Annotated in this window: 12 protein-coding genes and 1 tRNA gene; 8 read left to right on the top strand and 5 right to left on the bottom strand. The window is 71.1% G+C overall.

Annotated features, from left to right (window positions below):
* Positions 1-6: 6 nt before the first annotated feature.
* Positions 7-849: an HAD family hydrolase gene (locus VFW71_12700; GenBank protein ID HEU5003619.1), complete on the bottom strand. Its 843-nt coding sequence runs from the start codon at positions 847-849 to the stop codon at positions 7-9.
* Here VFW71_12700 and VFW71_12695 point away from each other — a divergent pair.
* Positions 848-1,537, top strand: a complete 690-nt coding sequence (locus VFW71_12695; protein HEU5003618.1) for a class E sortase — start codon at positions 848-850, stop codon at positions 1,535-1,537. The genes VFW71_12700 and VFW71_12695 overlap by 2 nt on opposite strands.
* Positions 1,538-1,562: 25 nt before the next feature.
* On the opposite strand, the gene VFW71_12690 is transcribed toward VFW71_12695, so the two are convergent.
* On the bottom strand, positions 1,563-3,029 hold the full coding sequence (locus tag VFW71_12690) for a sigma-70 family RNA polymerase sigma factor (protein ID HEU5003617.1): 1,467 nt from the start codon (positions 3,027-3,029) through the stop codon (positions 1,563-1,565).
* A 308-nt stretch (positions 3,030-3,337) separates the two neighbouring features.
* Positions 3,338-3,811 (bottom strand): TIGR00725 family protein, encoded by a 474-nt coding sequence (locus VFW71_12685; GenBank protein HEU5003616.1) that lies wholly within the window; start codon positions 3,809-3,811, stop codon positions 3,338-3,340.
* 141 nt (positions 3,812-3,952) lie between these two features.
* Here VFW71_12685 and VFW71_12680 point away from each other — a divergent pair, with 141 nt between their 5' ends.
* The gene (locus VFW71_12680; GenBank protein HEU5003615.1) at positions 3,953-4,309 is read left to right on the top strand and encodes an STAS domain-containing protein; all 357 of its coding nucleotides are present in this window, start codon (positions 3,953-3,955) and stop codon (positions 4,307-4,309) included.
* Between the two features lie 127 nt (positions 4,310-4,436).
* On the opposite strand, the gene VFW71_12675 is transcribed toward VFW71_12680, so the two are convergent.
* Both VFW71_12675 and VFW71_12670 read right to left on the bottom strand, forming a co-directional pair.
* Positions 4,437-6,704, bottom strand: a complete 2,268-nt coding sequence (locus VFW71_12675) for a sodium-translocating pyrophosphatase (protein HEU5003614.1) — start codon at positions 6,702-6,704, stop codon at positions 4,437-4,439.
* Positions 6,705-6,917: 213 nt separating this feature from the next.
* Positions 6,918-7,544: a DedA family protein gene (locus VFW71_12670; protein ID HEU5003613.1), complete on the bottom strand. Its 627-nt coding sequence runs from the start codon at positions 7,542-7,544 to the stop codon at positions 6,918-6,920.
* 356 nt (positions 7,545-7,900) lie between these two features.
* On the opposite strand from VFW71_12670, the gene topA reads away from it, so the two are divergent.
* The 6 genes from topA to VFW71_12640 all read left to right on the top strand — a co-directional run bounded on the left by topA (position 7,901) and on the right by VFW71_12640 (position 13,205).
* Complete coding sequence (gene topA, locus VFW71_12665) at positions 7,901-10,207, top strand: type I DNA topoisomerase (protein HEU5003612.1); 2,307 nt, start codon at positions 7,901-7,903, stop codon at positions 10,205-10,207.
* Between the two features lie 29 nt (positions 10,208-10,236).
* A complete protein-coding gene (gene tmk / locus VFW71_12660; GenBank protein ID HEU5003611.1) occupies positions 10,237-10,887 on the top strand; it encodes a dTMP kinase in 651 nt (216 codons plus the stop codon).
* On the top strand, positions 10,884-12,035 hold the full coding sequence (locus VFW71_12655; protein HEU5003610.1) for a hypothetical protein: 1,152 nt from the start codon (positions 10,884-10,886) through the stop codon (positions 12,033-12,035). Before tmk ends, VFW71_12655 begins: the two co-directional genes overlap by 4 nt.
* A 62-nt stretch (positions 12,036-12,097) precedes the next feature.
* Positions 12,098-12,169: transfer RNA gene (locus VFW71_12650), tRNA-Thr, on the top strand.
* Positions 12,170-12,287: 118 nt separating this feature from the next.
* Positions 12,288-12,485: a hypothetical protein gene (locus VFW71_12645; GenBank protein HEU5003609.1), complete on the top strand. Its 198-nt coding sequence runs from the start codon at positions 12,288-12,290 to the stop codon at positions 12,483-12,485.
* Positions 12,486-12,602: 117 nt separating this feature from the next.
* Positions 12,603-13,205, top strand: coding sequence for a plastocyanin/azurin family copper-binding protein (locus VFW71_12640; protein HEU5003608.1), 603 nt, complete (start codon positions 12,603-12,605; stop codon positions 13,203-13,205).
* Positions 13,206-13,656 lie beyond the last annotated feature (451 nt).

The following is a 13,656-nucleotide window of genomic DNA, read 5'->3' as shown; positions in this document are numbered from 1 at the left end:
CGATGCTCAGCCGCCCCGCTTCGCCCGCCGGGCCACCGCCAGCGCCATCAGGCCCGCCACCGAGGCCAGCGCCGCCTTCCGGGCCGGCGTCGCCGTCGCCACCCGCAACGGCCGCAGCGCCGTGGGCACCTTGAACTTCACCACCTTCCAGCCCCGCCGCTCCGCTACCCGGCGCAGGTCACGGTCGGGGTTGGTGGCCACCGGGTGGCCCACCGCCTCCAGCATCGGCAGGTCGGTGATCGAGTCCGAGTAGGCCCACGAGCCGGCCAGGTCGATGCCCCGGGCCACCGCCAGCTCCGCCATCGCCGCGGCCTTGTACGGCCCGTAGCAGTAGAACTCCAGCTCGCCCACGTAGCGCCCCGCGCTGTCCACCTTCGACTTGGTGGAGATCACCCCGTCCACCCCCAGGAGCTTGCCGATGGGCTCGACCACCTCCTCGGGCGACGAGGAGACCAGGAACACGGCCCGCCGCATGGCCTGGTGCCATTCCATGAGCTCGAGGGCCTCGCGGTAGATAATCGGCCGGATGACTGCGTCGGTCGAGCGCTCGATCACCTGGCCGAAGCCGGCCCGCTCCTGGCCCCGGGACAGGTCGAGCCCCCGCAGGCGCCAGCGCTCCATGCGCGCCTCGTCCGCCCCGCGCAGCAGGTAGATCGTTTGGGCCGCGTAGCCCCGCACGAGGTTCGCGCGGGAGATGAGCCCCGCCCGGTAGAAGGCGCTGCCGAAGGCGAACCCGCTGGGGCGGGCCACCACCGTCCGGTCGAGGTCAAAGAAGGCCGCGCCGGGGGATGCACCGCCCGGTCCGCCGGGGGCGGACCCGTCAGGAGCAGCGGGCAGGGGTTCGGTCATGCTCCATCCTAAAAGCACCGCTGGCGCAGCACCGCCCGCACCGCCCGCACCCCGCCCGTCCCGAGCAAGGAGGCGGCGCCTGCTGGTCAACCGGGCGATCGCCCTCCTGGCCCTCGCCCTGGTCGCCACCGGCCTCGCCCTGCTGTCCTATCCCCTGGCCACCGACCTGTACACCGCCCGCGCCCAGGCCCGGCTGCGGGCCGAGTTCGCCGCCGGCGTGGCGGGCGCCCGGCCTGGCCCCACGGGGCCGGTGGGGCAGAGCCACGCCCTGGCGGTGATCGAGATCCCGGCCATCGGCCTGGACGAGGTGGTGGTCGAAGGCACCCAATCCGAGGACCTCCGGGCGGGGCCGGGCCACTACAGCGCCTCGCCACCGCCCTGTGGGGCGGGCAACGCCGCCATCGCCGGCCACCGCACCACCTACGGCGAGCCGTTCAACCAGCTGGACCAGCTGACGCCGGGCGAGACCATCACCCTCATCACCCGCCAGGCGACCTGTACTTACGAGGTGCTCGCCCCGCCGCCCCACCAGGCCATCCCGCGGCCCGGAGCGGCGGGATGGGTGGTGCCGCCCGATGCCTGGTCGGTGGTCGGCCCGTTGCCGGGGAACTACCTGACCCTCACGACGTGCACCCCGAAGGGGAGTGCGACCGACCGCCTGGTGGTCCGGGCGAGGGAGATCCCCTAAGGAGATCCAGTACGGGAGCGGCCCCTTACCGGTGCGACGGGGTGGTGAGCTGCTGGATGCCCTTGCTGACGCCGCCGAGGGTCTTCGCCACGCCCCCCGTGATCTGCTGGGTGGCGCTGGTCACCGTCTGGCTCACCGGGGCCAACTCCGCCGGCAGGGCGTTGGTAACCCCCGAGATGGCGGCATTGGCGAGCTGCGCCACCTGGGTCAGCTGCTGGGTCAGGATGCTGCTCACCGAGCCCACGTCGTTGAGCGTGGTGGCGATGATGGCCCCGGGGTCCGTGCCCAGCGCGCCCAGGAGGCTGGGGACCGCCGTCTGCGGGGTCACGTCGCTGGGCGCCGTCGAAGCCGACCCGGACGAGGGAGCGGCCGTCGGGGCCACCTGGGCGAGGGACACCACGGGCGACGTGCTGGATGCCTTGTAGAGGACCGACGAGAACGGCACGCTGGCGACCTGGAGCGTCGGGGCAACCGGCGCACCGCCACCGGCGAACCCCACGGCAGTGGCCGCCGGCTGGAGCGCGGCGACAGCGGGGACGAGCGTGACGGTGGTGGCCAGCACTACCCCGGCCGTGACCTCGGCCATCCGGGCCAGCGGCATGGCGACAGCCCCGGCGGTGCCCAGGCTGGCGATCATGGCGACGTCGCGCATCCGCCCAGCGGCCCGGCGCAGCGGAGCCGTGGCGGGGTGGCCCTTCAGCAGCGAGCCCAATCCGAACAGCGGCAGGAACCCGAAGGCACGAACCGGGCGGGGGGCAGCGGCGCCCGAACGGGTCGCCCGGCGGCAGGCGGCACAGCCGGCGAGGTGCGACGCCGCCTCCTGATCGCAGCGGGGTGCCTCGGGGTCGTCGGTGACCAGGCGCAGGACCCGCCGGCACGTCGCCTGGCCCTGCTCGACCGCCTCGGCCCGGGCCACCTCGGCCCGGAAGCGCAGCCGGGCACGCCGCAGCGTCGCCTCGACGCCCCGGGGGTTGGTCCCGACCACCTGGGCGATGTCGGCGTAGGACATGTCCTCCATCTCCCGCATGGCCAGGATGGTGCGCTGGCGGGGCGGGAGGGCCATCAGGGCACGGTGGACCACCGAGGCCACCATGTCCCGGGACACCGACTCCCACACGTAGTCCGGGGCGGGGATGCCCTCCAGCTCGGAAAGCTCGGTGGGGTCGGTGGGCTCCGCCGAATGGGCGCTTCGCCGGGCCTCGTCGATGCACAGGTTCTTGGCGATGCGCAGCAGCCAGTGCTCGAACTGGTACTGCCCGTTGAACCGGCCGAGCGCCTTGAGGGCCCGGGCAAAGACCTCCTGGGTCAGGTCCTCGGCGTTGGCCCGGCCGTAGGTCAGATGGGAGACGAAGGAGTAGATCCGCCGGTAGTAGCGTTCGACGAGGGCCGAGGCGGCAGCGGCGTCGCCTGCCTGCGCATCGTGGACCAGGGCCCGGTCCGGCCGGGTGTCGGCGAGGGGCTGCAGGTTGAGAAGCTGCTCTGCTACCGCCATACCCGCACCCTGTTCCTCACGACGCCTCCGGCAAGCCTCCGGCTGGCTGGCCAGCTACGGCCTGCGCCCCTACCCCCGCCCCGAGTGACCTGAGTGCTGGGCGACGCAGAAGCGAAGCGTAACATTTCCCTCCCTCAATCCGGCCTCGAAAGCGGCCAGAATTCTCCTGAAATCTTGTTCATCCTTGTGCCGGCGCTCCGCCCTTCCGCCCCCCTATCCTCGGCCGATCCCCAGAGCAACTTGACGGTTTTCTTCCCGCAAGGCAGACAAGCGAGGCCCGGGGACTGCAGAAAACGGGCTACCCCGGCCTACCGTGGCAGGCGCCCGAGGGCCATGGCCACCGCCTCCTCGGGTGACGCCGCCCGGGCGATGTCCAGGCTCCCGCCCGAGGGGGCCGTCGCCTCCCAGGTCAGCAGCCCGACCACTGCTCGGCCCATCGAGAGGGCCAGGCCGATCTCGGACAACGTGCCCGGCCCGCCCCCCACCGCGATCACCACGTCCGCCGAGCTGACGACCAGGGCGTTGCGGGCATCGCCCAGGCCGGTGGGCAGGGCGACATCGACGTACGGGTTCGCCTCCGCCCGGGTCAGGCCGGGCAGGATGCCCACCGTGAGCCCCCCGCATGCCCGGGCGCCCCGGCAGGCGGCCTCCATCACGCCGCCCCGGCCGCCGCACACCAGGACCGCCCCGGCCTGGGCCACCAGCTCGCCCACCCGCTGGCCCGCTTCGGCCACCGCGCCCGAGGGCCGGCTGGCACCGATGACGGCGACGTAGGGACCCATGGCGCCCGCAGGCTACCTGCCCGCCGGCCGCGCGGAAGTGAGGTTAGGCGCGGCGCCGCGTGGGTATAGCCACGCAGCGCGCGGGCAGCCCGCGCTGAGATAGACCTGAACGTCGGACTGAGGTAAATACAGGAGGATGGGATGGATGTAACGACCGAGCGCACGGCGCCGGGCGAACCGATCATCGTCAGGGTGTCCGGGGAAGTCGATGTCCTAACCGCCAGCGCCCTGCAGGACGCCCTGGCGGTGGCCGCGGCGGAGGGTCCCCAGGTGGTGGTCGATCTGCGCGGCGTCGACTTCCTGGACTCCACCGGGCTCAGCGCCCTGGTGTTCGGGCTCAAGCGGGCCCGGGAGCGGGGAGGGGACCTCTCGGTCGTGTGCCAGCACCGCCAGATCCTGAAGGTGCTCGACATCACCGGGCTCAGCCGGATCCTCCAGGTCTACGCCGACTTGGCGGAGGCCACCGGCGCCCTGCCCCCCACCCAGGCGGCGGGATGACGGTAGCCACCTCGTCCCGCCGGCTCACGCGCCGCCTGCGCCGGCTCCGCCTCTTCGGTCCCACCGTCATTTATAGCTGTGCCCGGGCCAGACCGACCCGGGCACAGAAGGGGAAGCGCAAGAAGCGCTAGCCGATCATCGATTCGGTCTTGCGCTTCGAGAACGCAATGGCCAGGCCCAGAATGACGACGGCCACGCCGGCGATGGTGAGCCGGACCGGATTGTTGTTCCGCAGCGAGATGACCGCCGGCAGCATCAGCAGCGAGACCAGGTTCATCACCTTGATCAGCGGGTTCAACGCCGGGCCGGCGGTGTCCTTGAACGGGTCACCCACCGTGTCGCCGATGACCGCCGCTTTGTGCGGATCGGAGCCCTTGCCGCCGTGGTGGCCGTCCTCGATGTACTTCTTGGCGTTGTCCCAGGCGCCTCCGGCGTTGGATAGGAACACCGCCATCAGCTGGCCGGTCACGATCACTGCGGCCAGGAACGCCCCCAGCGCCAGGTAGCTGATCCCGAACCCGACGATGACCGGCGAGAGGATCGCCAGGAGGGCCGGGGTGGCCAGCTCCCGCTGGGCGGCCGCCGTACAGATGGCGATCACCGGGCCGTACTCGGGCCGCTCCGTGTAGTCCATGATCCCGGGGTGCTCCCGGAACTGGCGGCGCACCTCCTGGACCACCGTGCCCGCCGATCTCCCGACTGCCCGGATGGCCAGTGACGAGAAGAGGAAGGGCACGGCACCGCCGATGAGCAGGCCGATGAAGATCTTGGGATCGGCCACGTTGATCTGGGTCAGCGGGTTGCGGAACAGCGACGACCCGGTGGCCTTGAGGTTGAACTGCTCGCCGATGGTCTCGACGAAGGAGGCGAACAGTGCGACGGCGGCGATGACCGCCGAGGCGATGGCGAAGCCCTTGGTGATCGCCTTGGTGGTGTTGCCCACCGCGTCGAGGCTCACCATGATCTTCTGCGGCTCGCCTTCGAACTCGCCCGACATCTCGGCGATGCCCGCGGCGTTGTCCGACACCGGCCCGAAGGTGTCCTCGGAGACGACGACGCCGGTGGTGGCCAGCATCCCCATGCCGCAGAGCGCCACCAGGTAGAGGGCGAACTCCAGGTGGCCCCCACCGAGGCCGATGGACACGCCGAGCACCACGGCGATGGCCACGATGGCCCACACCGTGGACTCCAGGCCGGAGCTGATGCCCGAGAGGATGGTGGTGGCCGGACCGGTGCGGGTCGATTCGGCAATCTCCTGCACGGGCGCGGTCTCGGTCGAGGTGAAGTACTCGGTCAGGCGGCTGACCACCTGCGCCAGCACCAGCCCGGCGACCACGGCCCAGAACACCTTGAGGTTGTGGACGTAGTACTGGGCCACCACGAAGGTCCCGATGACGGTGAGGACGCCGGCCACCACAAACCCCCGGTTGATCGGGGCCATGGCGGACTTGTCCTTGTCGGTGGCCCGCACGGCGTAGACGCCGACGATGGAGGCCAGCACCCCGAGGGCGCGCGCAATCAGCGGGAAGATGACCCCGAGGGCAGGGTTCAGGCCGATCGATTTGAAGGCGGCGTAGCCCAGGATGATCGACGCCACCAACGTGACCTCGTAGGACTCGAAGAGGTCGGCGGCCATGCCGGCGCAGTCGCCCACGTTGTCGCCGACGTTGTCGGCGATGGTGGCGGCGTTGCGGGGGTCGTCCTCCGGGATGCCAGCTTCCACCTTGCCCACCAGGTCGGCGCCTACGTCGGCCGCCTTCGTGAAGATGCCCCCGCCCACCCGCATGAACAGGGCCAGCAGCGAGCCGCCGAAGCCGAAGCCCACCAGGATGGCGGTGGCGGAGTTCTGGAAGGCCATGATGATGAGGGTGGCGCCCAGCAGGCCCAGGCCGACGGTGAACATGCCCGCGATGCCGCCGGTGCGGAACGCCACCTTGAGGGCAGCGGGGAGCGAGCCGTTCCGGGCGGCGGCGGCGGTCCGGACGTTGCCCCGCACGGCCAGGCTCATGCCGATGAAGCCGGTGAGCCCGGACATGATGCAGCCCAGCAGGAAGGCTCCGGTGCGGAAGATCCCGGACTGGACGAAGGACAGGGCGGTGCTGCCGTCGGGCTTCAGCACGTGGGTGGACGTGGCGAACACCAGGATCGCCAGCGGTATCAGGATGATCGCGATGGTCTTGAACTGGCGCGAGAGGTAGGCCAGCGCTCCCTCCTGGATCGCCTTGGCGATCTCCCGCATCTTGGGTGTGCCCTGGTCGGCCTTGAGGACCCCTTTCGAAAGCGAGAAGCCCACGATCAGAGCCAGCACTGCGGTGCCGATAGAGAAGAAGAGCCAGAACCACTCTGCGCTCCCCAGCTTGAACGCCTGGTACCCACCCTCCACTGCTAGCAACATGTCGACGGTTCCTCCTATTGACCAGGCGAGCCGGAGCTCTGTCGTGCCCTGTTCCGACGGCGCGAGCAACTACTCGACCCGCGCCAGCGCACCGACGGCAGGCAGCCAGAGACTGGCACTGCTGTAGGTGGATGGACTACGGGCCGGGGAAAACCCGGAGCATCATAGAGTGAATGATCCCCACCGTAAAGGAGACTGGGAACGCCACCCCGCTCAAGCAGCCGTGTTGGCCGCTCGTGCCCGCCGGAACAACCAGAACCCGGCCGCAATCACCGCCCCGGCGATCACGACGTATTCCAGGGGCCGCGTGTAGGTGAGGACGTCGGACCAGTGCCTGCCCAGGGCGTCGCCGGCGATGGCCAGGACGGCCACCCAGGGGATGCAGCCCAGCACGGTGAGGACGGTGAACCGCTTCACGTCCATGCGGGAGACCCCCGCCGGCAGTGAGATGAACGTGCGCAGCACCGGCAGCAGGCGGGAGAAGAACACCGCCGGGGGGCCGTGGCGGGCGAACCAGGCGTCGGCCCGCTCGATGTCGTGGGGTTTGACCAGGATGTAGCGCCCGTAGCGCTCCAGGAGGCTGCGGCCTCCGCTCCGCCCGACGGCGTAACTGGCCAGCGACCCGATCAGGTTGCCCAGCACCCCCACGGCGATGAGCAGGATGAGGTTGAGGTCGCCCTGCGAGACCAGGAGCCCGCCCACCGGCATCGTGATCTCGCTCGGGATGGGGATGCAGGCCGACTCGAGCACCATGAGCAGCAGGATGGCGGCATACCCGCCGGCGCCGTGGGGGATGAAGTTGACGACCCAGGTCTTGAGCGAGTCCACGAGGTGCGCCACGGGCGGAAGTCTAGGGGTTGGCAACTGAGAGCCCCCTGTGAGATTGAGGAGGGCCGGGGCGGGTCGCTTGACACTTCGACCAGAATGTCGGATGGTGCGCGCAGGCCGGGCCTGGGGCTGGTGAGGGTCGGCTGAGGACCGGCAGAGCGCCGGCCCGGGAATGGCAAGGCCGCCGACCGAGTTAGCCTGGCAGGGTGCCCCTTGCATCAGCAGCGGGGGGACCACCCCGCAACCACCGGCGGCACCGGCGCTTCAGGAGCACCCGCTCCCCGCCGATGGCTCCTTGAACCCGGACAAAGAACCCCTGCAGAAGTCCCAAAACTACAGAACCCGAAAACGGAGTGGAGCGAGAGCGAATGGCGGAGCACGCGGGCAGCCTGGTGGTGGTGGAGTCGCCAGCCAAGGCGAAGACCATCCAGAAGTACCTGGGCAAGGACTTCAAGGTCCTCGCCTCGGTGGGCCACATCCGCGACCTGCCAGAGAGCACCCTCGGCGTGGACGTCGACCACGGCTTCGCCCTCCAGTACGAGCTGGACGAGGACAAGAAGAAGGTGATCCGGGAGATCGCCGCCGCCGCCAAGAAGGCCGAGGCCGTCTACCTGGCCACGGACTACGACCGCGAGGGCGAGGCCATTGCCTGGCACGTCGCCGAGGCGTGCCAGATCCCGCCCGAGAAGCAGCGCCGGGTGACCTTCACCGAGATCACCCGCCGGGCGGTGACCGATGCGGTCGCCCACCCCCGAGACATCGACGCGCACCTGGTGGACGCCCAGCAGGCCCGCCGGGCAATCGACCGCCTGGTGGGCTACCCGGTCTCCCAGCTGCTCTGGAAGAAGATCCGCTACGGCCTCTCCGCCGGCCGGGTCCAGTCCCCCGCCCTGCGCCTGATCGTCGAGCGGGAGCGGGAGATCCGGGCATTCACCGCCACCGAGTACTGGACGCTGGCCGCCCTGCTGCGCACCGAAGCGGGCGAGCGCTTCGGTGCCACCCTGGTCCAGATCGGTGACCGCAAGGTTGCCACCAAGATCGACCGCGACAACCCGGGGGACGTCGACCGCCGGCTGGCGGCCGAGGCCGACGTCCAGGCGGTGGTCCAAGCCCTCCAGGGCGCCACCTACGCCGTCGATGACGTGCGCACCAAGGAGACCCGCCGGACCCCGCCCGCCCCCTTCATCACCTCCACCTACCAGCAGGAGGCCTCCCGCAAGCTGGGCCTCTCCGCCCGGCGGGCGATGGCGGTGGCCCAGCGCCTGTACGAGGGCGGCTACATCACCTATATGCGGACCGATTCCACCTCCATGGCCGGCGAGGCGGTCTCCGAGGCCGCCGGGCTCATCAAGTCCTCCTTCGGCGACCAGTACTGGGCCGGGCGCTACAAGCACCACGACCGCAAGGTGGCCGGCGCCCAGGAGGCCCACGAGTGCATCCGCCCCACCGCCATGTCCCGCCCCCGGCGGGAGGTGGAGGCCGCCATCCGGGAGGACGGGGGCCGGGACGCCGAGGCGATGGCCCGGGTGTACGACCTGGTGTGGAAGCGGACGGTGGCGTCGCTGATGTCACCTGCGCTGTACGACCAGGTGTCGGTGGACATCGCCGCCACCCCCCCGGGCGGCGAAGCCGTGCGGCATCTGTTCCGGGCCACCGGCTCCACGCTGCGTTTCGACGGCTTCATGCGCATCTACCTCGAGGGCACCGATGACGAGGAGGAGTCAGCCGCCGAGCGCCTGCCCGCGCTGGTTGCCCGCCAGCCCCTCGACCTGATCGAGCTGCGCCCCGAGCAGCACTTCACCCAGCCGCCGCCCCGCTACACCGAGGCCTCGCTGGTCAAGGAGCTGGAGGAGCGGGGGATCGGCCGGCCCTCCACCTACGCCTCGATCATGGGCACCCTAGTGGACGAGAAGCGGGACTACACCCACCTCAACAACCGGCGCTTTGTGCCCACCGACACCGGCGAGGTGACCACCGACTTCCTGGTGCGCTACTTCGGCGACCACTTCATGGACTTCACTTTCACCTCGGACATGGAGAACCACCTCGACGAGGTGGCCGAGGGCCGGCATGCCTACCGGCCGACGGTCGAGTCCTTCTACACCGCCCTCCAGGATCACCTCGCCAAGGGGGCCGAAGTCTCCCGGGCCGAGGTGACCAGCGAGGTGAGCGACCAGGTCTGCCCGGACTGCGGCAGCCCGATGGCGGTCAAGCTGGGCAAGCGGGGGAAGTTCCTGGGCTGCACCAACTACCCGGACTGCAAGAAAACCCTGCCGATGCCGGGCGCGGAGCGAGAGGGCCCGGAGCTGCTGGACGAGAAGTGCCCCGACTGCGGCGCCCAGCTTGCCAAGCGGATGGGCAGGTTCGGGCCCTTCGTGGGCTGCTCCACCTACCCCGAGTGCAAGTACATCCAGAAAAAGCCACGCACCTCCACCGGCATGCCCTGCCCCAAGTGCACCGCCGAGCCGTGCAAGACGTGCAAGGCCCGCCACGAGGTGGGGATCCTGATCGAGCGGGTGGGCAAGCGGGGCAAGTTCTACGGCTGCGGCCACTACCCGGCCTGCCGGCACACCCAGAATGCCGACCCTCGGGAGCCGGTACCCGGTCCTGAGGGGACGCCGCCGGAGGGAGAGCCCCCCGCCGTCGAGGTGCCCGCCGCGGTGTCCGCGGGCTAAGGCGGCAGCTCGGGGTGAGTGGCCGGGGTGTGAGCGTTCCAGAGTCCTCCGGCCCGGGCCTGTTCCTCGTGGTCGAGGGCCCCGACGGGGCGGGCAAGACCACCCAGATCGACCTCCTGGCCGAGTTCCTGACCGAGGCCGGCTCGCCGCCGGTCATCACCCGGGAGCCGGGCGGCACGCCGATCGGCCAGGCCATCCGCGACATCCTCCTCGACCCCACTCACACCAGCATGGCCCCCGAGGCCGAGGCGCTCCTGTACGCCGCCGACCGCGCCCAGCATGTCGCCCAGGTCATCCGGCCGGCGCTGGCAGCCGGCCGGGTGGTGGTCTCCGACCGGTACCTGGACTCTTCGCTGGCCTACCAGGGCCTCGCCCGGGGCCTCGGCGTGGCCCGGATCCTGGAGATCAGCACCTGGGCCACCGGCGGCCTGCTGCCCGACCTCGTCGTGTTGGTGGACACCGCCACCGAGCTGGCCCGCACCCGCTCGGCCGGCACCGACCGCCTGGAGCAGGAGCCGGAGACCTTCCACCGGAGGGTGGCCGAGGCCTACTGGGCCCTCGCCCGCACCTACGCCGACCGGTTCGCCATCGTCGATGGCACGCTGCCGGCCGGCGAGGTGGCCGCCGAGGTCCGGCGCCGGGTGGCGCCCCTCCTGGCGCCGGCGGCGGTGGCCCGGTGAGCGTGACGGCCGCCGCGCTCTGGGACCGGCTCCCCGGCCAGGAGCGGGCCGCCACCGCCCTCCGGTCGGCCGCCGGCAGCCCGGGCGATGCCTACCTGCTCACCGGGCCACCCGGGTCGGGCATCGAGATCGCCGCCCGGGTCTTCGCCGCCGCCGTCCTCTGCCCGGACCAGTGCGGTGCGTGCAGCACGTGCTCCCGGGCGCTGCGGGGCATCCACCCCGACGTCGTCATCCTGGAGCCCGAGGGCTACACCTACCCCATCGAAGCCATCCGGGAGGCGACCGCCCAGGCGGCGCTCTCGCCCATGGAGGCTGCCCGCCGGGTCCTCGTCCTCCTGGAGGCCGACCGCATCATCGAGCGCTCCCAGAACGCCCTCCTGAAGGCCCTCGAGGAGCCGAACCCCACGGTCACCTGGGTCCTGGTCGCCGGGCTGCTGGATCCCCTGCTGCCCACCATCCTCAGCCGCTGCCGCCTGGTCGAGCTGGCCGCCGTGCCCGAGGAGGCGGCCCTCGCCCAGGTGCGGGAGCGAGCCGGGGAGGCGAGCCACACCGATCCGGGCGTCGCCGTCCGGGCCTGCCGGGGCGACGCCGCCCGGGCGGTGGCCCTGGTCACCGATGCGTTGGCTGCCGCACTCCGCCAGCTCGCCATCGACGCCGCCCTGGGCACGGCCAGCCCGCTGGCCGGGGTCCGGGGAGCCCTGGAGACCGCCGGCCGGGTGCAGGCCGCCGGGCTGGCCGCCCGCCAGGCCGGGGAGCAGGCGGCGGCCGCCGAGCTGGCCGAGCTGGAGGAGGTCCTGGGCGGCGGGCCCGGGAAGGGCCGGGGAAGCGCCGCGGTGCGCAAACGGATCACCGAGCGGGCCAAGCGTGCCGCCCGGCGGGCGGAGACCGACGTGTCGATCGACTTCTGCGGGTGGTTGGCCCAGGCCTACCGGGATCTCGCCGCCCTCTCGGCCGGGGCGCCGGACAGCGCCGTCGGCGCGCCCGACCGCCTCGCCGACCTGGCCGCCGCCGCTTCCCGGCGGGCCACTGCCGCCTGGCTGCGCCTGGCGGAGGACGCCCTCGGCGCCCAGCGGGCCATCCGCGAGAACGCCCTCCCGTCGCTCGCGGTCGAGGCCGCCCTCCTGGCCCCGGCCGCACTCGGCGGCTGAGTGCGGGGCTGAGTCCGGCGCGGAGTCCGGATCAAGCGGGGTCGCTACACTTTCGGGGAGCCGCCGGGGTAGCTCAGCGGCAGAGCATTCGCTTCGTAAGCGAGTGGTCGAGGGTTCGATTCCCTCCCCCGGCTCCGAGCGCGCCCCGTAACACCCCGGAAATACCGTCCCTCCAATCTGCGTTGCCCCCGGCATCCGTATGTACCGCGTCCGCCGGTACAGCGTGAGGCACGCGAGAGGAAGGGGTGGTGGGTGGCCATGGTTGGTCCGATCCAGGGGGCCCGGATCTCTGCGCTTCCCCGGCGCAACACCCGCTACGAGGCGGACCGGACCTGCTCCATCCCCGACTGCACCACGAAACTCTCCATCTACAACCGCCGCGACACCTGCTTCGCCCACGCCGGGTTCAAGATCCCCCGGCTGCGCGGGCGCACCAAGCAACTCTCGTAGCACGCCGCCCCGAATCGCTCTTTGACTAGAATGCCGCTCGTCCCGGCCCACCAGCCGCGAGGTCCGGTGGGCCCGGTGGCGCTGGCCAGCTGAGCCGCATCTGAGCGAGGAGGGTTGATGGTCCGCAAGCTGATGCTGGGTCTCTGCCTGGCCGCCGCGACATTCGCAGTCCCCAGCACCGCCCTGGCCAAGGGGCAAGGGTCCAAGACCGCACCGGCGCAGGCCGCCGCCGCCAACACGGTGGACGCCACCGAGCAGGGCTCCAACCTGGTCTTCACGCCGGATACCATCACCGTCACCCAGGGTGGGACGGTGACGTTCAAGGACACCGGCCAGGCGGCGCACACGGCCACTGCCGACAATGGCTCCTTCGACAGCGGCAACCTCAACGCCGGAGACAGCTACACCACGCCGCCGCTCACCACCGTCGGCACCATCTCCTACAAGTGCACCTACCACGCCAGCCTCGGCATGGTGGGCACCATCAACGTCGTGGCGGGCGGCCCGGGTGCCAAGGTCCCGACGGTCACTGCCAGCGTTTCGCCTACCCCGTCGCCCAGCTTCTTCGGCAGCGGCCTCCCCAGCCCCCAGACGGCCCCCACGCCGCCGCCCAGCCAGAAGTACTTCCCGAAGGTCGGTGGCGCCCTCCTCGTCCTGCTCGTGCTCGGCCTGGGGCTGGGCTACGTGAAGCTGAAGAACAAGCTGAACGACAAGAGCTGACCCCCACACCTCGGCTGCTGGCCGACGGTTCTGTGCATGATCAACCGCTGTGCGGTCAGACGCGCAGAAATGTGATCGAGGGCCAGCGGGCGACCTGGACCGGGAAGCGGCGCCGGGGGACGAACTGCCGCTCGGGCGGACCGCCCGCGGCAGGAGGTGCCCAGCCTGGGGGTGGAGGTGGCGGATACGCCCGAGGGCACCCGCTGGTGGTGAGCCGCTAGGCCCACGCCGACGGCTGTCGGCGATCTGTGAGTGTTAGGGGGTGCTATGGGAGACTGAGCACTCAGAGATTACCTCGGAGGGCGATAATCTGCCTAAAGGGGCAACCATCACATCGGGCCTTCGCTGAAGTTTGGGCTTCGACCCCTACTTCAACGCTGTTGACAGTCTGTGAGTGTTAGAGGGTGCTATAGGGTGCCCGAAGGTACTTTCTGGCGCTCGGTGGCGCCTC

This window comes from Actinomycetota bacterium, assembly GCA_035765775.1.
Lineage (GTDB): Bacteria > Actinomycetota > CADDZG01 > JAHWKV01 > JAOPZY01 > DASTWV01.
The sequence above is the reverse complement of the archived record's forward strand: the minus strand, read 5'-3'. Positions and strand labels throughout refer to the sequence as shown.